General features: G+C 73.0%; 22 protein-coding genes. 15 read left to right on the forward strand and 7 right to left on the reverse strand.

Annotated elements, in window-relative coordinates:
* Window positions 1-212: 212 nt before the first annotated feature.
* Window positions 213-479, reverse strand: a complete 267-nt coding sequence (locus tag AB0D74_RS23560; protein WP_362590216.1) for a GlsB/YeaQ/YmgE family stress response membrane protein — start codon at window positions 477-479, stop codon at window positions 213-215.
* 218 nt (window positions 480-697) lie between these two features.
* Here AB0D74_RS23560 and AB0D74_RS23565 point away from each other — a divergent pair, with 218 nt between their 5' ends.
* From AB0D74_RS23565 to AB0D74_RS23615, 11 genes are all read left to right on the forward strand, one after another.
* Entirely contained in the window at window positions 698-1,060 is a 363-nt protein-coding gene (locus AB0D74_RS23565) for a metalloregulator ArsR/SmtB family transcription factor (protein WP_362590220.1), read from the forward strand.
* 236 nt (window positions 1,061-1,296) lie between these two features.
* Window positions 1,297-3,000: an LCP family protein gene (locus tag AB0D74_RS23570; RefSeq protein WP_362590223.1), complete on the forward strand. Its 1,704-nt coding sequence runs from the start codon at window positions 1,297-1,299 to the stop codon at window positions 2,998-3,000.
* A 103-nt stretch (window positions 3,001-3,103) separates the two neighbouring features.
* Window positions 3,104-4,900: a gamma-glutamyltransferase gene (locus AB0D74_RS23575; protein ID WP_362590226.1), complete on the forward strand. Its 1,797-nt coding sequence runs from the start codon at window positions 3,104-3,106 to the stop codon at window positions 4,898-4,900.
* A gap of 131 nt (window positions 4,901-5,031) precedes the next feature.
* Window positions 5,032-5,880 carry an inositol monophosphatase family protein gene (locus AB0D74_RS23580; protein WP_362590229.1) on the forward strand — a complete coding sequence of 283 codons (849 nt, stop codon included), beginning with the start codon at window positions 5,032-5,034 and terminating at the stop codon, window positions 5,878-5,880.
* Between the two features lie 84 nt (window positions 5,881-5,964).
* On the forward strand, window positions 5,965-7,374 hold the full coding sequence (locus tag AB0D74_RS23585) for an NAD(P)/FAD-dependent oxidoreductase (RefSeq protein WP_362590232.1): 1,410 nt from the start codon (window positions 5,965-5,967) through the stop codon (window positions 7,372-7,374).
* Window positions 7,371-7,880, forward strand: a complete 510-nt coding sequence (locus AB0D74_RS23590) for an O-acetyl-ADP-ribose deacetylase (RefSeq protein WP_362590235.1) — start codon at window positions 7,371-7,373, stop codon at window positions 7,878-7,880. Before AB0D74_RS23585 ends, AB0D74_RS23590 begins: the two co-directional genes overlap by 4 nt.
* Before the next feature lie 201 nt (window positions 7,881-8,081).
* Complete coding sequence (locus AB0D74_RS23595) at window positions 8,082-8,930, forward strand: YhjD/YihY/BrkB family envelope integrity protein (protein ID WP_362590238.1); 849 nt, start codon at window positions 8,082-8,084, stop codon at window positions 8,928-8,930.
* Window positions 8,931-9,014: 84 nt separating this feature from the next.
* On the forward strand, window positions 9,015-11,837 hold the full coding sequence (locus AB0D74_RS23600; RefSeq protein WP_362590241.1) for a LuxR C-terminal-related transcriptional regulator: 2,823 nt from the start codon (window positions 9,015-9,017) through the stop codon (window positions 11,835-11,837).
* Window positions 11,838-11,951: 114 nt separating this feature from the next.
* A complete protein-coding gene (locus tag AB0D74_RS23605; RefSeq protein WP_089107713.1) occupies window positions 11,952-12,149 on the forward strand; it encodes a hypothetical protein in 198 nt (65 codons plus the stop codon).
* A 126-nt stretch (window positions 12,150-12,275) separates the two neighbouring features.
* The gene (locus AB0D74_RS23610) at window positions 12,276-12,752 is read left to right on the forward strand and encodes an SHOCT domain-containing protein (RefSeq protein WP_362590245.1); all 477 of its coding nucleotides are present in this window, start codon (window positions 12,276-12,278) and stop codon (window positions 12,750-12,752) included.
* A gap of 33 nt (window positions 12,753-12,785) precedes the next feature.
* Window positions 12,786-13,244: a hypothetical protein gene (locus tag AB0D74_RS23615; protein ID WP_362590248.1), complete on the forward strand. Its 459-nt coding sequence runs from the start codon at window positions 12,786-12,788 to the stop codon at window positions 13,242-13,244.
* Window positions 13,245-13,278: 34 nt separating this feature from the next.
* Here the strand turns inward: AB0D74_RS23615 and AB0D74_RS23620 are convergent, their stop codons facing one another.
* Window positions 13,279-14,241: a LysR substrate-binding domain-containing protein gene (locus tag AB0D74_RS23620; RefSeq protein WP_362590251.1), complete on the reverse strand. Its 963-nt coding sequence runs from the start codon at window positions 14,239-14,241 to the stop codon at window positions 13,279-13,281.
* A gap of 157 nt (window positions 14,242-14,398) precedes the next feature.
* Here AB0D74_RS23620 and AB0D74_RS23625 point away from each other — a divergent pair, with 157 nt between their 5' ends.
* From AB0D74_RS23625 to AB0D74_RS23635, 3 genes are all read left to right on the forward strand, one after another.
* Entirely contained in the window at window positions 14,399-15,289 is an 891-nt protein-coding gene (locus tag AB0D74_RS23625) for an SDR family oxidoreductase (RefSeq protein WP_362590254.1), read from the forward strand.
* 94 nt (window positions 15,290-15,383) lie between these two features.
* Entirely contained in the window at window positions 15,384-16,850 is a 1,467-nt protein-coding gene (locus tag AB0D74_RS23630) for an AlkA N-terminal domain-containing protein (protein ID WP_362590560.1), read from the forward strand.
* A gap of 20 nt (window positions 16,851-16,870) precedes the next feature.
* Window positions 16,871-17,353: a methylated-DNA--[protein]-cysteine S-methyltransferase gene (locus tag AB0D74_RS23635; RefSeq protein ID WP_362590563.1), complete on the forward strand. Its 483-nt coding sequence runs from the start codon at window positions 16,871-16,873 to the stop codon at window positions 17,351-17,353.
* A gap of 97 nt (window positions 17,354-17,450) precedes the next feature.
* Here AB0D74_RS23635 and AB0D74_RS23640 read toward each other — a convergent pair whose 3' ends face one another.
* Window positions 17,451-18,185, reverse strand: coding sequence for a Sir2 family NAD-dependent protein deacetylase (locus AB0D74_RS23640; protein WP_362590257.1), 735 nt, complete (start codon window positions 18,183-18,185; stop codon window positions 17,451-17,453).
* A gap of 114 nt (window positions 18,186-18,299) precedes the next feature.
* Window positions 18,300-18,794 (reverse strand): NUDIX hydrolase, encoded by a 495-nt coding sequence (locus AB0D74_RS23645; RefSeq protein WP_362590260.1) that lies wholly within the window; start codon window positions 18,792-18,794, stop codon window positions 18,300-18,302.
* A 232-nt stretch (window positions 18,795-19,026) separates the two neighbouring features.
* Between AB0D74_RS23645 and AB0D74_RS23650 the strand changes: the two genes are divergently transcribed.
* Window positions 19,027-20,163, forward strand: a complete 1,137-nt coding sequence (locus AB0D74_RS23650) for a glycerate kinase (RefSeq protein ID WP_362590566.1) — start codon at window positions 19,027-19,029, stop codon at window positions 20,161-20,163.
* Window positions 20,164-20,169: 6 nt separating this feature from the next.
* On the opposite strand, the gene AB0D74_RS23655 is transcribed toward AB0D74_RS23650, so the two are convergent.
* From AB0D74_RS23655 to AB0D74_RS23665, 3 genes are all read right to left on the reverse strand, one after another.
* Window positions 20,170-21,399 carry an alpha/beta fold hydrolase gene (locus AB0D74_RS23655; RefSeq protein ID WP_362590263.1) on the reverse strand — a complete coding sequence of 410 codons (1,230 nt, stop codon included), beginning with the start codon at window positions 21,397-21,399 and terminating at the stop codon, window positions 20,170-20,172.
* Between the two features lie 227 nt (window positions 21,400-21,626).
* On the reverse strand, window positions 21,627-22,451 hold the full coding sequence (gene pssA / locus AB0D74_RS23660) for a CDP-diacylglycerol--serine O-phosphatidyltransferase (RefSeq protein WP_294001429.1): 825 nt from the start codon (window positions 22,449-22,451) through the stop codon (window positions 21,627-21,629).
* A gap of 22 nt (window positions 22,452-22,473) precedes the next feature.
* Window positions 22,474-23,130 (reverse strand): phosphatidylserine decarboxylase, encoded by a 657-nt coding sequence (locus AB0D74_RS23665; protein WP_352362639.1) that lies wholly within the window; start codon window positions 23,128-23,130, stop codon window positions 22,474-22,476.
* Window positions 23,131-23,255 lie beyond the last annotated feature (125 nt).

Below are 23,255 nucleotides of genomic sequence, written 5' to 3' on the forward strand. Positions count from 1 at the left end.
GACGGGACGCCAGTTTCACACGAGTCCCTGTGGGGCGGAAGTGGAATCCGTGCCTTGCCTGTGGGGCGTCCCCGGTGCGCTGTTGACAGCTGCCGCGGGCCGTCCCCCTACATCCGGAATGTCGTGCGTCCACGGTCCCTGTACATCCGGAATGTCGTGACTGCATCCGGTCCCCGAGGGTGACCGGAGTCACCGTGGGGCCCGTCCGGTACTCAGTCGCGCGAGTTGCCGAACAGCAGCCGGTAGCCGACGAGGAGGACCAGGGAACCGGCGATCGCGGCGCCCCACGTGTAGAGGTCGAAGAAGTGGTTCTCCACCGGGCGGTCGAGGAAGCGGGAGGAGAGCCAGCCGCCCACGAAGGCGCCCGCGACGCCGATGAGGGTGGTGCCGATCAGGCCGCCCGGGTCGCGGCCGGGCAGCAGGGCCTTGGCGATGGCTCCGGCGAGGAGACCCAGGACGATCCAGCCGATGATGCCCACGTTCGTTGTCCTCCAGTGAGTTGCGTTGTTGCGCAAGCTTATGAACGGGAGTGGCCGCCGGATACGCCTGACGCCGAGCCGTCGATGATCTGTCACCCGGTCATGACAATGCGGGGAACAGGTGGAGGACATTGCGGGGAGGCCGTACGGAAGGCGGTGACCGTGCGCCTACACTGAGTGGGCGCCTGTGCGGAGACTGTGATGGGAGGGAGTGGGCTGTGGGGGAGAGCGGCGACGGCTTCACGGATCCCTCCGACGGGGTGCTGACGGAGGCGGCGGCGGTGTTCGGGCTGCTTGCATCCCCGGCCCGGCTGCACATCATGTGGGCGCTGTCCCAGGGCGAGAGCGACGTGACGCGCCTCGCCGACCGGGTCGGCGGCGCCCTGCCCGCGGTCAGCCAGCACCTGGCCAAGCTCAGGCTGGCCGGCCTGGTGCGGTCCCGCCGGGAGGGCCGGCGGCAGGTCTACTACGTGGACGATCCGGACATCGTGACCGTCGTACGGGTGACCGTCGGACAGCTGACCGCGCGCTCGCACCAGGCCCCGGTGCCGGTGCGGCGGCTGTACGAGGCCGGTGTCTGACCGGCCGGACCCGGGCCGCCGTGCGGGGGCGGACGGTGAGTGTGTCCCCGAGGTTTCATGAGATGCCTCACCTGTGAATTCGGGTGGGGCTTGTGCTGTCGGGGCTGTGGGTTTGTTAGATTGCGCAATCACGCAACCCAAATGGGCGCTGCCCGCGGCTGTCCGTAACCCGCCGCGGACGCCCTACCCGCCCGACCGTACCCGCAGACGGACCCGACCGTTCATGGGAGTGGAAGATGACCGACCCGTGGGACGGCCCGGGAGGCCAGGCCACACGCAGCCGCACCGACCGGGTGCCCGGACAGCGTGGGGCCCTGCCCGACGGGACGCGGCCGACCGGCGGCCGGGCGGCAGCCCGGCAGGCGGCCAAGACCCGCGGAGGCGGCAGAGGCGGCTCCCGGCGCGCCAGGCCGCCGGGCCGCGGCAAGCGGGTCATGAAGATCCTGGGCCTGGTCACGGCCGTCCTGGTGCTGGCCACGGCCGGTGCCGGCTGGTGGTTCTACCAGCACCTCAACGGCAACATCAACAGCGTCTCCCTCGACGGCAAGGGCGGCACCGAGAAGGCCGACGCGTTCGGCCGGACCCCGATCAACATCCTGGTGATCGGCTCGGACGGCCGGACCAGCTCGGCCGACTGCAAGCTCGGCGGCGGCTGCAAGGAGACCGGCGTCCAGACCGGCAACGGCAACGCGGACGTGGAGATGGTCGTCCACATATCCGCGGACCGCTCCAACGCCACGGTGATGAGCATCCCGCGTGACACCATGGTCGACGTGCCGGCCTGCAAGGACGGTTCGAGCGGCCAGTCCACCTCCGGCTACTACGGCCAGGTCAACAGCGCCCTCCAGTACGGCGCCGCCTGCCAGGTCGCCACCGTGCACCAGCTCACCGGCGTCCCCATCGACCACTTCGTCAAACTGGACTTCTCCGGTGTGGTCAAGATGTCCGACGCCGTCGGCGGTGTCTCCGTCTGCGTCAACAACAACGTGTACGACACGTACTCGCACCTGAAGCTCTCCAAGGGCTCCCACACCCTCAAGGGCGAGGCCGCCCTGGAGTTCGTCCGCTCCCGGCACGGGTTCGGCGACGGCAGCGACCTCGGCCGTACCGTCTCCCAGCACATCTTCCTCAGCGCGATGATCCGCAAGTTCAAGAGCGCGGGCACCCTCACCGACCCGACCGCGGTCTACAGCCTCGCCGACGCGGCCACCAAGGCGCTCACCGTGGACGACGACCTCGACAGCGTGAAGAAGCTGATCTCGCTCGCGGCCGACGTGAACAAGGTCCCCACCAAGCGGATGACCTTCACCACCATGCAGACCGCGCCCGACCCGAACAACAGCAATCGCGTGGTGGTCGGCGAGGGCGCCAAGGACCTGTTCGCCACCATGGCCAACGACCAGTCGCTGACCACCAGTTCGGGCAAGAAGTCCTCGGCCGCCTCGGCGACCGCGAAGCCGACGCCCACCGCGACCGTCCCGGCCGCCCAGATCGCCGTGACCGTCGAGAACGGCACCGACATCACCGGCCGCGCCTCCGCCATCGCGAACTCCCTGATCTCCCAGGGCTTCAGCACCGGCACCAGCACCGCCAACGCCCCGGACTCCGCGAGCACGACCACCCTGACCTACGGCAGCGGCGACAAGGCCGAGGCGCAGACCGTCGCCAAGGCCCTGTCCATCCCGAGCTCGCACATCAAGTCGGGCAGCGGCACCGGCGTCGTCCTGGTGATCGGCAGCGACTGGAGCAGCGGCACCTCCTACCCGGCCAGCTCCGGCGACACCAAGGCGGCCGTCTCCAACGCCAACGCCTCCACCGCCGACGACTCCAAGACCTGCGCCAAGGTCAGCCCGTACAAGACCGTCAGCCTCAACGGGATCGCGATGACCCCGTCCCAGGCGTACGCGGCGGCGACGAGCAAGCCCGACTCGGACAAGTGACGGGCAGAGGCGAACCCCCCGTCCGGGGGTTCGCCTCGCCACGGCCGTGAAAGCATGTAACCGCCAGACACCTGGCCCGGCCGTGCGCACAGCGAGGTGACAGATGCAGTTCACCACCCGTCCCACCCTCCAGGGCACCTTCGGCATGGTGTCGTCGACCCACTGGCTGGCCTCCCAGTCGGCGATGGCCGTCCTGGAGAACGGCGGCAACGCGTACGACGCCGCCGTCGCCGGCGCCTTCGTCCTGCACGTGGTCGAGCCGCACCTCAACGGCCCGGCCGGCGAGGTGCCGATCCTGCTCGCCCCGGCCGGCGGCGAGGTACGGGTGCTCTGCGGGCAGGGCGTGGCCCCGGCCGGCGCCACGGTCGCCCACTACCGGGGGCTCGGCCTCGACCTCGTCCCCGGCACCGGCCCGCTGGCCGCGGCCGTCCCCGGCGCCTTCGACGCCTGGCTGCTCCTGCTGCGCGACCACGGCACCCAGCCGCTGGACGAGGTCCTGAAGTACGCCATCGGCTACGCCGAGCACGGGCACCCGCCCGTGGAGAACGTCGGCGCGACGGTGGAGAGCGTCCGCGAGCTGTTCGAGACCGAGTGGACGTCCTCGGCCGAGCTCTACCTGCCCGGCGGCCGGGCCCCCCGCCCCGGTGAGCTGTTCCGCAACCCCGCCCTCGCCGCGACCTGGCGGCGGCTGCTCGCCGAGACCGCGGGCGCCGGGGACCGGGAGGCCCGGATCGACGCGGCCCGCGAGGTGTGGCGCACCGGCTTCGTCGCCGAGGCGCTGGTCCGGCAGGCCGCCCGCCCCACCATGGACACCAGCGGCACCCGGCACACCGGCACCCTCACCGCCGCCGACCTGGCCGGCTGGTCCGCGGGCTACGAGCGCCCGGTCACCTACGACTGGAACGACTGGACGGTGTGCAAGGCGGGCCCCTGGAGCCAGGGCCCGGCCCTGCTCCAGCAGCTCGCCCTGCTGCCCCCCGAGCTGCCCGCCCACGGCTCCGCCGACTACGTCCACCTCCTGATCGAGGGCTGCAAGCTCGCCATGGCCGACCGCGAGGCCTGGTACGGGGACGCGGCCGAGGTACCGCTGGCCGACCTGCTCTCGGACGCCTACAACGCCGGACGGCGGGAGCTGATCGGCGCCAAGGCCTCCGACGAGCTGCGGCCGGGCAGCCCCGGCGGACGCGTGCCCCGGCTGCCCGGGTACGCGTGCGTGGAGGACGGCCGGAGCGCCGCCTTCGACCCGCTGGGCGCCGGTGAGCCGACCGTCGCGCAGGTCGCCGCCGACGGCACCACCCGGGGCGACACCTGCCACCTGGACGTCGTCGACCGCTGGGGCAACATGGTCGCGGCCACGCCCAGCGGCGGCTGGCTCCAGTCCAACCCCGTCGTCCCCGAACTGGGTTTCCCGCTCGGCACCCGGCTCCAGATGGCCTGGCTGGAGGAGGGCCTGCCCAACACCCTCACGCCCGGCCGCCGCCCCCGCACCACCCTCACCCCGTCGATCGCCCTGCGCGACGGCACCCCGGTGCTGGCCTTCGGCACACCCGGCGGCGACCAGCAGGACCAGTGGCAGCTGCACTTCCTGCTCGCCGTCGCGCTGCGCGGCGAGGTCCGCGGCGGCCTCGACCTCCAGGGCGCGATCGACGCCCCGAACTGGCACAACGACAGCTTCCCCAGCTCCTTCTACCCGCGCGGCCGGCGCCCCGGGAGCGTGACCGTCGAGTCCCGCACGGACGAGCGGGTCGTGGCGGAGCTGCGGCGGCGCGGCCACGACGTCACGGTCGGGCCGGGCTGGTCCGAGGGACGGCTGTGCGCCGTGGCGCGGGACCCGGAGACCGGGGTGCTGTCGGCGGCGGCCAACCCGCGCGGCATGCAGGGATACGCGGTGGGGCGCTGACGCCGGACCGCTGACCTGGTACGTCCGTCGGCGCCACCCCGGCCGTCGGCACCGCCTGTTCGTCCGTATTCCATGTTCCGTACATGCGACGCGTGGGGATTGTTGTCAGTGGCGCGTGCTCTCATGGAGGCATGATCGAAGCAACGGAGACCATCGACGAGTTTCTCCTCCAGCACGGCGGTGACGTCGAGGACGCCATCCGCAAGGCCGCCAGGACCGAGATCCTGCCCCGCTGGCGCCGGCTCGCCGACCACGAGGTCGACCAGAAGAGCGGCCCGCACGACCTGGTGACCGACGCCGACCGGCTCGCCGAGCGGTACCTCACCGCGGAGCTCGCCGCGCTGCTGCCCGGCTCCGTCGTGGTCGGCGAGGAGGCGGTGCACGCCGATCCGGAGACGTACGACGCGCTCCAGGGCGACAAGCCGGTGTGGATCGTCGACCCGGTCGACGGCACCCGCCAGTTCGTGCGCGGCGAGGACGGCTTCTGCACGCTGGTCGCGCTCGCCCACCGGGGCGTCCTGCTCGCCTCCTGGACCTACGCCCCGGCCCGCGAGCAACTCGCCACGGCGGTACGGGGGAAGGGTGCCTTCCTCGACGGCGAGCGGCTGCTCGCGGGCGCGCCCGAGGCGGGCCGGGACCTCCGGATAGCCACCTCCCACCCGGACTACACGACCGACGCGCAGAAGCGCGCGCTGTTCGCCCTGTGGACCGACGGCGTCGCCCCGCGCGCCTGCGGCTCCGCGGGCCTGGAGTATCTCGCCGTCGCCCGGGGCGAGTTGGACGCGACCGCGTTCTCCTGGGAGGCCGCCTGGGACCACGCGGCCGGGCTGCTGCTGGTCGAGGAGGCGGGCGGCGCCCACCTCACGATCGCCGGCGAGCCGTTCCGGATCACCGGCGACAACGCCCTGCCGTTCACCGCGGCCCGCGACGCCGCCACCGCCCACCGGATCGTGGACCTGCTGCTCAACCCGCACTGGTAACCCGAGCGAGGGGAGTGTCAGTCCCCCGGCATATCCTGAACCCGAGTGGCCATCGGCTGACGAAGGGGTCCCAAGGTGCCGTCGATGCTCGATGCGGTCGTGGTGGGGGCGGGGCCGAACGGCCTGACGGCCGCCGTGGAGCTGGCCCGGCGCGGTTTCTCCGTGGCGCTCTTCGAGGCCCGGGACACCGTGGGCGGCGGCGCCCGCACCGAGGAGCTGACCCTCCCCGGCTTCCGGCACGACCCGTGTTCGGCCGCCCACCCGCTCGGGATCAACTCACCCGCGTTCCGGGCCCTGCCGCTGGAGCGCTACGGCCTGGAGTGGCTGCACGCGGACCTGCCGATGGCGCACCCCTTCCCGGACGGCCGCGCGGCCGTGCTGGCCCGTTCCGTCGCCGAGACGGCGGCCTCCTTCGGGCCGCGTGACGCGGGCACCTACCGCAGGCTGGTCGAGCCGTTCCTGCCCAAGTGGGACACCCTGGCCCGGGACTTCATGTCCCTGCCGCTGACCGCGCTGCCGCGCGACCCGGTCACCCTCGCCCGGTTCGGCCTGGCCGGGCTGCCCCCCGCCTCCCTGCTGCTGCGCCGCTTCCGCGACGAGCCGGCCCGCACCCTCTTCGCCGGGCTCGTCGCGCACGTCATGGCCCCGCTCAGCGGCTTCGCCACCGGCGCCGTCGGCCTGGTCTTCGCGCTCGCCGCGCACGCCCGCGGCTGGCCGGTGGCGCGCGGCGGCTCCCAGGCCATCTCGGACGCCCTCGCCGCCTACCTGACGGACCTCGGCGGCGCCGTCCACACCGACTACGAGGTCAAGCGCCTCGACGACCTGCCGCCCGCCCGGTCGTACATCTTCGACACCTCGCCCACCGCGCTGGCCCGCATCGCCGGCTTCGGCACCTACTACCAGGGCTACCGGTACGGCCCGGGCGTCTTCAAGATCGACTACGCCTTGGACGGGCCGGTTCCCTGGACGGCGCCGGAGGCCCGCCGCGCCGGGACCGTGCAGATCGCGGCGGACAGCACCGAGATCGGCACCGCCCTGCGCGCCGCCGCCCGCGAGGGCCGCGCCCCCGACCGGCCGTTCATGATCACCGTGCAGCCCAGCGTGGTGGATCCCGGCCGGGCGCCCGAGGGCAAACACGTCTTCTGGGCCTACGCCCATGTGCCGAGCGGCTGGACCGGCGACCTCACCGAGGTGATGGAGCGTCAACTGGAGCGCTTCGCCCCGGGGTTCCGCGACCGCGTGCTGGCCCGCGCCACCGCGGGCCCCGCCGAGCTCGCCGCCCGCAACGCCAACTACGTCGGCGGCGACATCGGCACCGGGGCCGTCTCCGGCCTGCAGATCATGCTGCGCCCCAAACTCTCCCTGTTCCCGTACGGCACCCCGCACCCCGCCGTCTTCATCTGCTCCTCGGCCACCCCGCCGGGACCGGGCGTGCACGGCATGTCGGGGCACAACGCGGCGAAGGCCGTGTGGAGGAGGTTGCGACAGTCATGACCCGTATCACCCTCGTCCAGGGCGACATCACCCGGCAGAGCGTCGACGCCATCGTCAACGCGGCGAACTCCTCCCTGCTCGGCGGCGGAGGCGTCGACGGCGCCATCCACCGCCGCGGCGGCCCCGCCGTCCTGGCGGACTGCCGCAAGCTGCGCGCCTCCCACTACGGCAAGGGCCTGCCCACCGGCCAGGCCGTCGCCACCACGGCCGGCGACCTCGACGCGCAGTGGGTCATCCACACGGTCGGCCCCGTCCACTCCACCAGCGAGGACCGCTCCGAGCTGCTCGCCTCCTGCTACCGCGAGTCCCTCCGACGCGCCGACGAACTCGGCGCCCGCACGGTCGCGTTCCCCGCCGTCTCCACCGGGATCTACGGCTGGCCCCTGGACGACGGCGCCCGGATCGCCCTCGCGACCGTCCAGGACACGGACACGGCCGTCGAAGAGGTGCGGTTCGTGCTCTTCGACGAGCGCGCCTACGACGCGTTCGCCCGCCGGCTGCACTGACGGCACCGCCCGGTACGACACGGCACGGCACAGGGTGCCGTCGCACCGCCCGCCCCGCACCCTGGACGACAGGGAAAGGAGCAGACGATGCCGACCAGCGGGCGGAGGCGGCACAGCGGGGGCGGGTCCGGGTCCGGCGGGGCCGAGAGCGGTGCGTCCGGGGTCCGGGTATCCCGGTGGCGTGAGCGGAGCGGCCGTCTGGTGGCCGCTGCCAAGGACGCGCACCGGCGGGCGGAGAGGCGTTTTCCGGTCGTCACGCATCTCGCGGAGCGGATGGTGTCCGTGAACATCTTCGACACCGCCACGCGGCTGGCCGCCCAGTGCTTCCTGACCGCCGTTCCGCTGCTCTTCGTCTTCGCGGCCTACGCCCCGCCGGTCGTCCGGGACCAGCTGCTCCACTCCCTGCGTTCGGTCTTCGGGCTGTCCGGCCCGGTCGACACCGGGGTCCAGCAGCTGATGCAGCCCCCGAACGAGGACCTGCGGCAGACCACCGGCGTGGTCGGCGGCCTCATGGTGCTGGTCTCCGCCACCGCCGTCAGCCGGGCCGTGCAGCGGCTGTGCAAGCGGGCCTGGGAGATCCCTCGCGGCGGCACCCGGATCGCCCCCTGGCGCTGGGTCGCCTGGCTCGTCCTGTGGGTCGGCGCCCTGCTCCTGGAAGGCACCCTGCACAACGGCTTCGGCCTGGGCATCTGGCTGGGCGTCCCCGTCACCCTCGTCTGCCAGACCGGCCTGTGGTGGTGGACCCAGCACCTGCTCCTCGGCGGCCGGATCGCCTGGCGCCCCCTGCTGCCCGGCGCCCTGATCACGGCCGCCGCCCTCACCGCGCTGAGCGCGACCGCCCAGCTGTACATGCCGCTGACACTGAGCCGCACCGTGAGCGAGTACGGCCCGGTGGGCTCGGTCTTCGTGCTGCTGTCCTGGCTGATCGTGGTCTGCCTGGTCGCCACCGTCAGCGTGAGCACCGGCGCGGTCCTCGCCCAGGAGCCGTTCCTCGCCGCCCGCCTAGGCAGCCCGCCGCCCCGCGGGGACCCGGGAGCGCCGACGTCCTGACCGTCCTGCGAGGCGGCCCCGACACTGAGATCCTGATCGTGCCGAGCGCCGACCACGGCCTACCGGACACGGGAGGTGATCTCTGTGGCCGCGAGGGACGACAGCGCACGGGGACCGGCCCTCGGGTACGCCGATCCCCTGGGGGAGCCGTTTCTGCGCACCCGGTTCGCCGTGCCGGCCGTACCCGCCACCTTCGTCCGCAGACCCCGGCTGACCGCGCACCTGGACCAGGCCCTCGACACCCCGCTGACCATGGTCAACGGGGCCGCCGGAGCCGGCAAGACCCTCCTCGTCGCCGACTGGGCGGCCCGGCTCGGCCAGCCGGTCGCCTGGTTCACCAACGAGGCGGGCGACCAGGGACCCGGCATGTTCTGGGCCCATGTGCTGCACGCCCTGCACACTGCGGGGACACCGCCGCCCGCCGGGAGCCTCGGCTCTCCCGGGGGCCTGCGCATGGTGGACCACCGGCTGCTGGCCCGGCTCGCCGACGAACTGAGCGGACGCGACCGGCCCGCGATCCTCGTCCTCGACGAGTTCGACCGGCAGGCCGCCCCGGAGACCGCCGAGCAGCTCGAGTTCGTCCTGCACCACGCCGGACGGGGGCTGCGGCTGATCCTCGTCACCCGCACCGAGCCCCTGCTGCCCCTGCACCGCTACCGGGCGGCGGCGGCCATGACCGAGATCAGGAACCAGGACCTGGCGTTCACCCCCGAGGAGGCGGCCGACCTGCTGGCCCGGCACGGTCTGCGGCTGCCCGCCGACGCCACCCGCGCCCTGGTGGCACGCACCCGGGGCTGGGCGGCCGGACTGCGGCTGAGCGCACTGGCCGCCCAGCAGAGCGCGGATCCGGAGACATACCTGAAGGAGTTCGAGGCCGGCCACAGCACCATCGCCGACTTCCTCCTCGCCGAGGTGGTCGGACGGCAGCCGCAACGGACGCAGGACCTGCTGCTGCGGGTCAGCGTCCTGGACCGGTTCGGGCCCGAGCTGGCGGAGGCGCTCACCGGCCGCCCCGACCCCGGTCCGCTGCTGGCCGGACTCTGCCGGCAGAACGCGTTCGTCGAGGACCTAGGACACTCCTGGTACCGGCTGCATCCGCTGTTCGGGGAGATCCTCCGGGTCCATCTGAGGGCCCGCTCCCCGGGGCTCGAACCCGAACTGCACCGGCGCGCGGCATGGTGGCTGCGCGACCACGGCGCCGTCCCCGAGGCGCTGGCCCACGGCGCGGCGGCGGGCGACTGGGAGTGCGCCGCCGGCACCCTCGTCGACGACCTGGCGATCGGCCGTCTCCTCACCGGGCCGCGCGCCGACGACCTGACCGAGCTGTTCTCCGCGATGGGCCCGGAGGACACCGGAGCGGCCGTGGACCTGGTGCGCGCGGCCCGCGAGCTGGCCGAGCACGACCTCGACCACGGCCTCGCCCACCTCGGCCGCGCCGAGGAGAGCCTCGACCGGGACCTCGCGCGGTCCGCTCGCGCCGGGGAGCGGCTTCCCACCGGTACGGCCGCCGCTGCCCGGCTGAGCCGCGTGGTGCTGGAATCCCTCGCGGCGCGGCTGACCGGCGCGCCGGACAGAGCCGAAGAGGCGATGGCCGAGGCCGTGCGGCTGCGCCGCGAGGTGCCCGCCCACCTCCTCGCCAGGCATCCCGAGCTCACCGCCCTCCTCCTCACCCACCTGGGCTCGGCCCGCCTCTGGGCCGGGCACTTCGACGAGGCCCGCGCCGCCCTGACCGAGGTGACCGAGGCGGCCGAGGTGGCGGAAGCGGCAGAGGAGCCCGGTGTCGCCCTGACCGAGCTGCCCCGGGAGGACTGCCTCGGCCACCTGGCGCTGATCGACTACCTCGACGGTTGGCTCGACCGCGCGGAGAGCCGGGCCCTGGCCGCGACCGACGCGACCCGGCACTGCGGCGGACGCCCGTTCCCCGGCGCCGGGCTCGGCCAGCTGGTGCTGGCCGCCGTGGCCGTCGACCGCGACGAACTGGAGTGGGCCGGGGCCCTGCTGGACGAGGCCGCCGAGTCCGCCCCCGGCCCCGGCGCTCCCGACCCGGTGACCGAGGCCTGCCGCGCCCTGGCGACGGGCCGGCTCCGGCACGCGCTCGGCGACCCGGCCGCCGCCGCGCACGCGGCCGAACCCGTCGTGGAGACCCGGGTGACCTCGCCCTGGGCCCGGGCGAACACGGCCCTCGCCGCCGCGGCCGTCCTGCTCGCCGAGGGCAGGACCGGCGCCGCCGCCGAGGTACTGGACGGGATCGACGGCCCGTACGGGCCCCTGTGCGCCGCGGAACTGGCCTGGGCGCGGCTCACCGCAGGTCACGCAGACCGCGCAGGCCAGGCAGACCGCGCAGACCAGGCGGACCGCGCAGGCCAGGCGGACCGCGCAGGCCAGGCACGCCACGCAGGTCACGCGGGCCACCGAGAGGAAGCCGTAGAGACGGCCGGCCGGCTGTGTGCGGACGGGCGGAACGGCCCCGGCGTCACCGTCCGGGCCACCCTGGTGCGGGCCCGCGCGGCGGCCGACGCGGGAGACCCGGGCACCGCCTGCAAGCTGCTCGCCCGGGCCCTCCTGGAGGCCCGCCCGGACCGGCTGCGCCGCCCGTTCCTCGACGCCGGGCCGGAGATCCGCCGGCTCCTGGACTCCCCGCCGCTGCACGGCCTGGCCTCGGGCTGGCTCCACGGCGACGGCCCCGGCGCCGGTTCGCCGCCGCCGCTGCTCGTCGAGGAGCTGAGCGGACGCGAGCGGGAGGTGCTCGGCCGGCTGGCGCAGATGATGTCCACGCAGGAGATCGCCGCCGATCTGTTCGTCTCCGTGAACACGGTGAAGACGCACCTCAAGAGCGTCTACCGGAAACTCGGCGTGGGCCGGCGCGGCGACGCGGTCCGCCGGGCACGCGAGCGCGGACTGCTGTGACCCCCGTCCGCCCCGCGGCCCGGTTCACCTGTGCCGGGTGAGGCCGGCCAATGGCCGTGGGGGCAGGATCGCGGGACGGACAGACCGCAGCCGACCCGTGGCGGGAGACGGCTCATGCGCTACGAGATCCGCGTCGAAGGGACCATGTCGGAGACGCTGACCCGGGCCTTCCCGGAGATGGAACACGTGACGATGTCCGGCGAGACGGTCCTGTTCGGTCCCGTCGTCGACGAGGCGCACCTGTACGGCCTGCTGAACCGCTGCCTCTCCCTGGGGCTGCGGGTCGTGGAGATGCGGCGCCTGCCGGAGTGAGGGGGCCGCGGGCACCGGAGCGACGCACGATCACCCGCACCGGGTGAGGAACCCCGGCGCCCGCCGTGCGCACGCTGGGACGGCAGGGCCCGGCCGACCGGCCGGCGCCGTGGACGGAGGACGTACATGAGCGCGCAGACCTACCTCGCATACGACTATCCGCTGCTGAGCGCCTTCTGGACGATGTTGTGGCTCTTCCTGTGGATCATGTGGCTCGTCCTGCTGTTCCGGGTCATCGTGGACATCTTCCGCGACGACTCGATGGGCGGCTGGGCCAAGGCCGGCTGGCTGGCCCTCTGCATCGTCGTCCCCTTCCTGGGCGTCCTCGTCTACGTGATCGCCCGCGGCAAGGGGATGGGGCAGCGCGAGATCACCCAGGCCCGGGACCAGCAGAAGGCGTTCGAGTCGTACATCCGGCAGACCGCCAAGGGCGGCCCCGCCCAGACCAGCAGCGTCGACGAACTGGCCAAGCTCTCCGAGATGAAGTCCCGGGGCGACATCTCGGACGAGGAGTTCCGCAAGGCCAAGGCACTGGTCCTGAGCGACTACGGGCCGGCCGAGCGCTCCGGCGCCGGTTCGGTGCCCACCGCCCACGGGCGCTGAGCACCCCCTCCGAGAACGAATCGAGGCAGCCGCATGACCGCGACACATCCCGCGCACCACCCGCACCAGCACACCGCCAAGATGGCGTGGGCCGGAGGACTGACCGCCTTCGCAGGCGTCATGCTCCTGATCGCCGGACTGCTCGCCGTGTTCCGGGGCATCATGGCGATCGCCCAGGACGACGTCTTCGTCACGACCCCCAACTACGTGTTCAAGTTCGACCTCACCAGCTGGGGCTGGATCCACCTGGTCCTGGGCGTGATCGCCGTGGTCGTGAGCATCGGCCTCTTCCAGCCGGCCGCGTGGGCCCGCGGCGCCGGGGTGGCCATCGCCGCGCTGGTGATCATCGCCAACTTCCTGTCCCTGCCGTACTACCCGGTCTGGTCCGTCGTCATGATCGCGCTGTCCGGATTCATCATCTGGGCGCTGTGCGTGGTGCGCGGCGACGACTCGGCGGACGCCGCGGACACGGCGGACCCGCGCGTGGGCTGACGGGCCGTACCGCATCCGGCGTGCGGGACTCCGCTCACGGCGAGTCCCGCACGCCGATCCGCGCGGGCTCCGGCACCGGCCCCGCCGGAGCGGCCCCGTGCGAGGCGGCCCCGTGCGCGGCGGCGCCGGTCGGGACCAGGTGGGCCTCCGCGGCGCGGCGGAACGCCGGGAACAGGGCATGCCGGTCCCCGGCTCGGGTGGCGAGGACCACCTGGAGGGGGACCGCGTCCTCGATCGGGACGACGACGATGTCCGGCCGCAGGTTCCCGCGGAACCCGGCCGGCGCCAGGGACACCACCTCACCGCTCGCCACCAGCTCCAGCTTGTCCTCCAGCGTCTCCACCACCGCACCTAGGTTGGTGTGGCCGGGGGGAGTCGCGCCGATCCGGTCGGAGCCGGTGAAACGGGCGAGCGGCTCGTCGGCGAAGTCGGCGAGGGTGACCGACTCCCGGCCTGCCAGCCGGTGGCCGAGCGGCACCAGGAGGACCCGCGGCTCGTCGTAGAGGACCGTGATGTCCAGGCCGTCGGCGACGAACAGGAACCGGGTCACCACCACGTCGACCCGGTGGTCGAGGAGCGCGGCCCGCGGTTCGCTCCAGTCTACGTGCAGGGTGCGGACGTCGGCCTCCGGGTGCCGGTGGCGCAGCTCGCGGACGGCCGGGGTGACGATCTGGTGGGTGGTGTACCCGACGGTGAACGGGACGTGTGCGGCGGCCGAGCGGGCGCTGGCGGCGGCCCGGGCGGCGGTCCGCAGCAACTCCCTCGCCTGCGGCAGAAAGGTCTCGCCGGCCTCGGTGAGCCGGGTGCCGCGCGGGGTGCGGTCGAGCAGCCGTACGCCCAACTCCCGCTCCAGGCGCCGGATCTGACGGCTCAGCGACGGCTGCGCGAGATGCAGGGCGTCGGCCGCGCGGCCGAAGTGCAGTTCCTCGGCGACCACGGTGAAGTAGCGCACCAGGCGCAGCTCCAGGTCCACCGGCGGTACGAAGGAATCGGGCACCCCCCGACTCTACTCCCGGCGCCTTCGCTGCCGCCGTGAGCTGCGGTCATGACCGGAAGGACATCACCGGGTACGGAACAGGTCTTGGACCGGTCCCCGGGGCCGGGCGCACGCTGGGGTCATCCCAGCAGCAGCACTCTCCGTGAGGTGATTTGTCATGCGTGTGTTCGTCACCGGCGCCACCGGGTTCATCGGCAGCGCGGTGGTCCGCGAACTGCTCGGCGCCGGCCACCAGGTGCTCGGCCTGGCCCGCTCGGACGCGGCCGAGGCGGCCCTGAAGGAGGCGGGAGCGGAGGCGCACCGCGGCGACCTGGACGACGTCGACGGCCTGCGGGTCGCGGCGGACGCCACGGACGGCGTGGTCCACACCGGCTTCAACCACGACTTCTCCGACCCGCACGGCGCCCTGCGCACCGAACTGGCGGCCCTGGCCGCCTTCGGCGACGCGCTCGCCGGCTCCGGCCGCCCCCTGGTGATCAGCTCCGTGACCGGCCTGCTCGCCCCGGGCCGCCTCGGTACCGAGGCCGACGGCCCCGACCCGGCGGCGCCCGGCGCGCACCGGGGCGAGTCGGAGCGGGCCGCCCTGGTCCTGGCCGGCCGCGGGGTACGGGTCTCGGCGATCCGGCTCCCGAACGTGCACGGCGTCGGCGACCACGCCTTCGTCCCGCACCTGATCGGCATCGCCCGGGACCAGGGCGTCTCCGCCTACCTGGGCGAGGGCGTCAACCGCTGGTCGGCCGTGCACCGCCTGGACGCCGCCCGTCTCTACCGCAAGGCCGCGGAGGCGGCCCCGGCCGGTGCCGTGCTGCACGCGACCGCCGAGGACGACGTGCGGCTGCGCGACATCGCCGAGGTCATCGGCCGCCGCCTCGACGTACCGGCCGTCTCCCTCGCGCCGGAGGAGGCCGCCGCCCACTTCGGCTGGATAGGCCGCTTCGTCGGCAACGACAACCCCACGTCGAGCGCCGCGACCCGGGAGCGGTACGACTGGCGCCCCGAGCAGCCCGGACTGCTGGCCGACCTCGACCAGGACCACTACTTCGGCTGAGCCTCCCCGGGCCTCAGGCCAGCTCACCTTCGTGTCGGATTTCCGCCAGCATCGGCCGCACCCGGTGGCCGATGCTGGACTCATGCAGAAAGGGATGCACCTCGATCGCGAGCACTGCGTACGGGCCGTACAGTCGAAGGACGCGCGGTTCGACGGCTGGTTCTTCACCGCCGTCCTGACCACCCGGATCTACTGTCGGCCCAGCTGCCCGGTGGTACCGCCGAAGCCCGAGAACATGACGTTCCACCCGAGCGCCGCGGCCTGCCAGCAGGCCGGGTTCCGGGCCTGCAAGCGCTGCCGCCCCGACACCAGCCCCGGCTCCCCGGAGTGGAACCAGCGCGCCGACCTGGTCGCCCGCGCCATGCGGCTGATCGCCGACGGGGTCGTGGACCGCGAGGGCGTACCCGGCCTCGCCACCCGCCTCGGCTACAGCCCCCGGCAGGTCGAACGCCAGCTGCTCGCCGAACTCGGCGCCGGCCCGCTGGCCCTGGCCAGGGCCCAACGCGCGCAGACCGCACGCCTGTTGATCGAGACGACCGCGCTGCCGATGGCGGAGATCGCCTTCGCGGCCGGCTTCTCCTCGATCCGCACCTTCAACGACACCGTCCGCGAGGTCTTCGCGCTCTCGCCGACGGAACTGCGCGACCGCCGCCCCAAATCGACTCAGCTCGCCCCCGGCACGCTCACCCTCCGGCTGCCCTTCCGCGCCCCCCTCAACCCCGACAACCTCTTCGGCCACCTCGCGGCCACCGCCGTACCCGGCGTCGAGGAGTGGCGGGACGGCGCCTACCGGCGGACCCTGCGGCTGCCGTACGGCCACGGCATCGCCGCCCTCACCCCGAAGCCCGACCACATCGCCTGCCGGCTCACCCTCAGCGACCTGCGGGACCTGCCCGTCGCCATCAGCCGCTGCCGGCGGCTGCTCGACCTGGACGCCGACCCGGTCGCCGTCGACGACCAGCTGCGCACGGACTCCTTCCTGGCGCCGCTGGTCGACAAGGCGCCGGGGCGGCGGGTGCCGCGCACCGTCGACGAGGCGGAGTTCGCCGTCCGGGCCGTGCTCGGCCAGCAGGTCTCCACGGCCGCGGCCCGTACCCACGCGGCCCGCCTGGTGACCGCCCACGGCACCCCGGTGGACGACCCCGAGGGCGGCCTCACCCACCTCTTCCCGTCCGCCGAGGCGCTCGCGGCCGTGGACCCCGAGACCCTGGCGATGCCCCGCACCCGCCGCACCACCTTCACCACCCTGGTCCGTCAACTCGCCGACGGCACCCTCCACCTGGGCGTCGAGAGCGACTGGTCCGAGGCGCGCGCCCGGCTCCTCGCCCTCCCCGGCTTCGGCCCCTGGACCGTCGACGTCATCGCCATGCGCGCCCTCGGCGACCCGGACGCCTTCCTCCCCACCGACCTCGGAATCCGGCGCGCCGCCGAGGAGTTGGGCCTGCCCGGCACCCCGGCCGCCCTCACCGCCCGCGCGGCGGCCTGGCGCCCCTGGCGCGCGTACGCCGTCCAGTACCTGTGGGCGACCGACAGCCACCCGATCAACTTCCTGCCTGTATGAAGACGTTCAAGGACATCGCCGTGAAGAACCACACCGTGACCGACAGCCCCTACGGCCCCCTCACCCTCGTGGCGGAGGACGGCACCCTCTGCGGCCTCTACATGGAGGACCAGCGCCACCGCCCGCCCGAGGAGACCTTCGGCCCCCGCGACGACGACCTCTTCACCGAGGCCGAGGACCAGCTGACCGCCTACTTCGCGGGCGAGTTGAAGGAGTTCACCCTCGAACTGCGCCTGACCGGAACCCCGTTCCAGCGCAGCGTCTGGGAGCAGCTGCGTCTGATCCCCTACGGCGAGACCCGCTCCTACGGCGAACTCGCCGACGCCCTCGGCAACCCCCAGGCCTCCCGCGCGGTCGGCCTCGCCAACGGCAAGAACCCGGTCGGCATCATCGTCCCCTGCCACCGCGTGATCGGCGCCAACGGCAGCCTCACCGGCTACGGCGGCGGCCTGCCCCGCAAGCAGCGCCTGCTCGACTTCGAACGGGGAGCAGGCCTCTTCTGACCACCCCACAACCCGACGAACAGCCCCGGCAGACCCGCGCCGACCGCGTATCCGCGCAGCTGAAGAAGCTCGCCCGACCTCGTTGGGCCGAAGCGCCTCACGCGCTCTGGCGCGCCAGAACGCGGAGGAGCTGAGGCAGCGCGGTGCCGATCGGTTCGCGGACGACCTGGTCGGCGAGTTCGTCGTACGGCGTCGGCTCCGCGTTGACGACGATCAGGCGCGCCCCGTGGTCGGCGGCGACGCCCGCGAGGCCGGCGGCGGGGTGGACCTGGAGGCTGGTGCCGACGGCGATGAACACGGTGCAGGCCTTGCTGACGGCGAGGGCCTCGCCGAGGACGACGGGGTCGAGCTGCTCCCCGAACATCACGGTCGCCGACTTGAGGATGCCCCCGCACTCCAGGCACGGCGGGTCGTCCTCGCCGGCCTCGACGCGGGCGAGTGCGTCCGCCATGGATCCCCGTGCACCGCACTTGGTGCAGAGCACGCTGCGTGCCGAGCCGTGCAGTTCGAGCACCTTGCGGGCGGGCATCCCGGCGAGCTGGTGCAGTCCGTCCACGTTCTGCGTGATCACCCGCACCGGCACCCCGGACCGCTCCAGCTCGGCGACGGCCCGGTGCGCCGCGTTCGGCTCCGCCTGCAGTGTCCGGTTCCCGCGCCGCATCTGCCAGGACCGTCGCCGGATCTCCGGGTCACCCATGTAGTACTCGTACGTCACAAGCTTCTCGGCCTCGGGATCCTTCCGCCACAGCCCGTTGGGGCCGCGGTAGTCGGGGATTCCGGAGTCGGTCGAGATACCGGCGCCGCTCAGCAGGGCGACCAGGGGCCTGTTCATGGGGCCGAGAGTAGGATCCTGGTCCGCCCGGGGCGAACGGATATCCAGCAGGCGCCCCGGCGAGACCGGCTGCGTGAGCGGTCGTTCGGGCGGCCCGTGCCGGTGACGGTCGGGTCAGCCGACCCGGTGGCCGTTCTCCAGTTCCGCGGTGCCTGTGTCCGCCGTGAGGACGTCGAGGGCGGCCAGGACCCGGAGGCCCAGGGAGCCCGGGAGGTGGGTGGGGAGTTCCTCGCGGGGGACCAGCCGCCAGGACAGGAGTTCCTCCTCCTGGAGCCGGATCGCGTCGAGGTCGGCGGCGGTGACGGTCCCGCCGTCGTAGAGGTAGGCGACGATCGGCGGCCGGCCGGTGCCGTGCACCCAGTCCACCACCAGCAGCCGGCCCATCTCGCGGTCCAGGCCGATCTCCTCCAGAGTCTCCCGGCGGGCGCCCTGGCGCGGGGTCTCCCCGTCGTCGGACTCGACGGTCCCGCCCGGCAGCGCCCAGCCCTCCCGGTAGTTCGGCTCGACGAGCAGGACCCGTCCCTCGGTGTCCCGGAAGAGCGCGGCGGCCCCGGCGAGGATCCGGGGCAGGCTCGCGATGTACGCGGCGTAGGCGTCAGTCGTGGTCACTCGGGAAGCGTAGCCAGTGCGGGCGGGGCGGGCCGCCGACGTGCATCCCGTCGGAGCCGAGGGCGGCGCTGGGGTCCGTGTTCTCGGGCATGGGTGAGGGGCACCCGTTTTCGCAGGCGGTTCCCAGCCGTCTCCCAGGCTTCGGACGTGGCATGACGGCGAGGGTGTCCTCCGGTTAAGGTCACAGCGGCGCGACTGGCCTTGACGTGCACGAGGCCCGGAGAGCAAGGGGATACAGGTGACACAGCGCGTGCTCATCGCCGCGGACAAGTTCAAGGGCTCGCTGACGGCCGTGGAGGTCGCCGAGCGGGTCACGGCCGGGCTCAGGCGGGTCGCGCCGGACGTCGGCGTCGAGGCGCTGCCCGTCGCGGACGGCGGGGACGGCACGGTGGCCGCGGCCGTCGCGGCCGGCTTCGAACGCCACGAGCGGGAGGTCGCCGGGCCGCTGGGGCAGGAGGTCACCGCCGCGTTCGCGCTGCGCGGCGACACCGCGGTCGTGGAGATGGCCGAGGCGAGCGGGCTGCAGCGGCTGCCCCGCGGTGTCTTCGCGCCCCTGACCGCGTCCACGTACGGCTCCGGAGAGCTGCTGCGGGCCGCGCTGGACGCGGGCGCGCGCACGATCGTCTTCGGCGTCGGGGGCAGCGCCACGACGGACGGCGGGGCCGGGATGCTGTCGGCGCTCGGCGCCCGCTTCCTCGACGCGGACGGCGAACCCGTGCCGCCGGGCGGCGGCGGCCTCGCCGACCTGGCCCGCGCGGACCTGTCGGGCCTCGACCCGCGGCTGTCCGACGTCGACCTGGTCCTCGCCAGCGACGTCGACAACCCGCTCACCGGCCCGAAGGGCGCGCCGGCCGTCTACGGCCCGCAGAAGGGCGCCTCGCCGGACGACGTCGAGCTCCTGGACGCCGCGCTGGCCGACTTCGCGAAGGTCCTGGAGGCCGAGGTCGGTCCGCGCGCCGCCGAGTACGCGGTCGCGCCGGGTGCGGGGGCCGCCGGGGGCATCGGGTACGGCGCCCTGCTGCTCGGCGCGCGCTTCCGGCCCGGTATCGAGGTCATGCTCGACGTCCTGGGCTTCGCGCCCGCGCTGGAGCGGGCCACGCTGGTGATCACGGGGGAGGGCTCGCTGGACGAGCAGACCCTGCACGGGAAGGCGCCGGCGGGGGTGGCCGCGGCGGCGCGCGCCGCCGACAAGGAGGTCGTGGCGGTCTGCGGCCGTCTCGCCCTCCCGCCGGAGGCGCTCGGCCGCGCCGGGATCCGCCGCGCCTACCCGCTCACCGAGATCGAACCCGACGTGGTCAAGTGCATCGCGGAGGCCGGACCGATCCTGGAGCGGGTGGCGGAGCAGATCGCTCGGGACTTTCTGAGCTGAGGGCACCTAGCCCAGCGGGGTCAGCTCGCCGTTCGAGTCCCGGTAGTAGCTGCCGCTGGTGAGGCCCCACACCTTGTACTTGTTCAGGAGCCAGTGCTTGGAGATCTCGTGCAGGACTTCGGCGGGGCGCTCCCAGACCATGGAGTGTCCCGCGCCCTCCAGCTGGAACATCAGCTTGTGCTGCCCTGCGATGGCCGCGTAGAGCGCCGGGACGGAGAAGCGCTGGTCGTCGGGGACCGGCGAGCTCGCGGGAGTGTTGGCGGTCTGGTCCAGCTCGCCGTGGACGAGGACCACCGGCACGCGGTCGCCGAGCACGTGGGTGCCCGCCGGACTCTCGAACGGCGCGGTCTCCTTGTTCCATCCCCAGAAGTAGGTGTTCCGGTAACGGTGGACGCCCTCGGCGTTGCCTGACGACAGTATGGGGCCCCAGGTACGGCCGACGGGGTCGTCGGCCATCATGGCGGCCCAGGCCCTGTCCACCATGTCGGGATCCCGCTGGTCGATGGTGCCCTGTTCGCGGTTCCACCCCTGTGTGAAGTTCCGCTTGCTGTTGACATGCATCGGGAAGCCGAACACGGGGGGAGGCTGGGACACGGGCAGGGTCGTGTTCGGCGGCAGGCCGAAGGGGTCCGTGGCGCTCCCCGACCACCGGCCCAGCGGAGCGAAGATCGGGGCGAGCAGGAACAGGCTCTTGACGTTCTCGGGGTGCTGGAGCGTGTAGGGCCCCATGACAGGCCCGGCCGCGGACCAGCCGACGAAGTCGATCGGCGTGGTCATGTTGGGCAGCCCCTTGATGAAGTCGACCACGGTCGCCAGCTCTGCCCACTCGCTCCCGGAGTTGCCCAGCTGGTGGGGGTACAGCGGCGGACCGGTGTACAGATCCGGCAGGGGGTTGGGGGTGAGCGCGCCCTGTTGTGCGGGATTGGCGTTCCGGGGTTCGTCCATCTTCGGGCGCGGGGACCGGCCGTTGCCCTGGAGATCCATGAGGAAGACGTCGTAGTGGTGCGAGGCCAGCTGCTGCGCCCAGCTGTACGTGATGTCGTGGCCAGGGCCCGTGAGGTCGTACCCGGCGACCACCGGCACACTCCGGCCGTGCAGCATCAGGACGGGGGAGCGCGGCTGGTTGCCCTGCGTGCCGTTGTACTCCCGCACGAAGAGTTTCACGGAGTCGCCCTCGTTCGCCGGGATCGACGAGATGTGCGGGACGAGGTGGTCCTGGGGAGTGGGTGCGGGCATGGTTGTCCTCCGATCGGCATGCGGGTGTACATCGCCCTAAATTGGGGCAAGTCATTGCAAAATTCACCCCAATTCCACCGTCCTCTCCTCCCTGGCCCTCTGCAACTCGACATGAGTCAGGGGTAGTTGACCGGTCAAGAGCAACGCCGTACGCCCTTGAACGTGAAACGGGTGTGGCCCGAGCCTTGGAAGGCTCGGGCCACACCCGTTTCACGTGCCGACGCGGGTCAGGGCAGCTGTGCTGCCCGGGCCTCGCGCCTGTTGTCGCGGAAGTTGTTCACCCGGCGCGCCGTGGCGAACAGCGGGATCACCGCGCCCATCACCAGCTGCAGGGCGCAGCCGGTCTGGAGGAGGAGCTGGCCGCTGGGCGCGTCGAAGGCCCAGGAGACCAGGAGCCCCATCGAGAGGACGATCCAGGCGAGCATCGCGACCGCGAGGCGGCCACGCGGCTTCGGGTACTCGACCCGGCTCACCATCAGCCAGGCCGTGCCCAGGATGGCGAGGAGCGTCGCCACGAAGGGCAGCTCCAGGAGGACGATCGAGACGACCGTCAGCGCGCCGAAGGGACTCGGCATGCCCTGGAACATGCCGTTCGGCGGGGTCACGCACGAGAACCGGGCGAGTCTCAGCACCACGGCGAGGAGTACGACCACCGCTCCGACCGCGGCCACCTTCTGGTACGCGTCGTCGGCCACCATGCCGTAGACGAGCACGAAGTAGGCCGGCGCGAGGCCGAAGCTGATCAGGTCGGAGAGGTTGTCCAGTTCCGCGCCCATGGGGGAGGAGCGCAGCTTGCGCGCGACCAGGCCGTCGAACAGGTCGAAGACCGCCGCGCAGAGCATGAGGATGACGGCCGTGGCGGCGCTGTGGCGCGCCATGCCGGCCGACTGGTCGTCCCCGGTGAGGTGCGGGATCAGGATGCCGGTGGTGGTGAAGTACACCGCCATGAAGCCGCACGTCGCGTTCCCGAGCGTGAGGGTGTCCGCTATCGACAGGCGGAGAGAGAGCGGCATCTCCTCCTCGTCGTCGCCGATCTCGTCGGCCTCGGGCACCCAGCCCGCCTGGGTCTCAGGATCAATCACGGTCAATGCGAGTCACCCCAGCCACGGTCTTCTGGCCGACCTCGACCGCGACGTCCACGCCCTCCGGCAGGTAGATGTCGACACGTGAGCCGAAGCGGATCAGACCGATGCGGTCGCCCTGCTCGACCTTCGTGCCCTGCGGGACGTAGGGGACGATACGGCGGGCCACCGCGCCGGCGATCTGGATCATCTCGATGTCGCCGAGTTCGGTGTCGAAATGCCAGACTACGCGCTCGTTGTTCTCGCTCTCCTTGTTGAAGGCGGGAACGAAGCCACCGGGGATGTGCTCCACCGACGTCACCTCGCCCGCGAGGGGCGCGCGGTTGACGTGGACGTTGAGCGGGCTCATGAAGATCGCGACCCGGGTACGTCCGTCCTTCCACGGCATGATGCTCTGCACCACACCGTCGGCGGGGGAGATGACACGGCCCTGGGCGATCTCACGCTCGGGGTCGCGGAAGAACCACAGCATGCCCGCCGCGAGCGCGGTGGCGGGTACGGCGACGGCCTTGGCCGCGCCGGAGCGACGGGCGCGCAGAAGGCTGACGGCTGCGGTGGCGACGGTCGGGAGAAGCCACGGCGATGCTCCGCGCGCGAGGCGTACGCCGGCCAGGCTGTCTCGATGTGCAGAGGTTTGGCTGTGGGGCATGGATGACCTTCGTAGCGGATGATGCCGCGCAGGATACGGGGACGGCGGCTTTCCGGGATCGTACCGGTCGGGGGCCACAACTGGGCAAGCCAGGAAGACGAGTCGGCGGCCGAAGACCGTTGACG

The sequence above is a fragment of the Streptomyces sp. NPDC048278 genome (assembly GCF_040652195.1).
Taxonomy (GTDB): Bacteria; Actinomycetota; Actinomycetes; order Streptomycetales; family Streptomycetaceae; genus Streptomyces.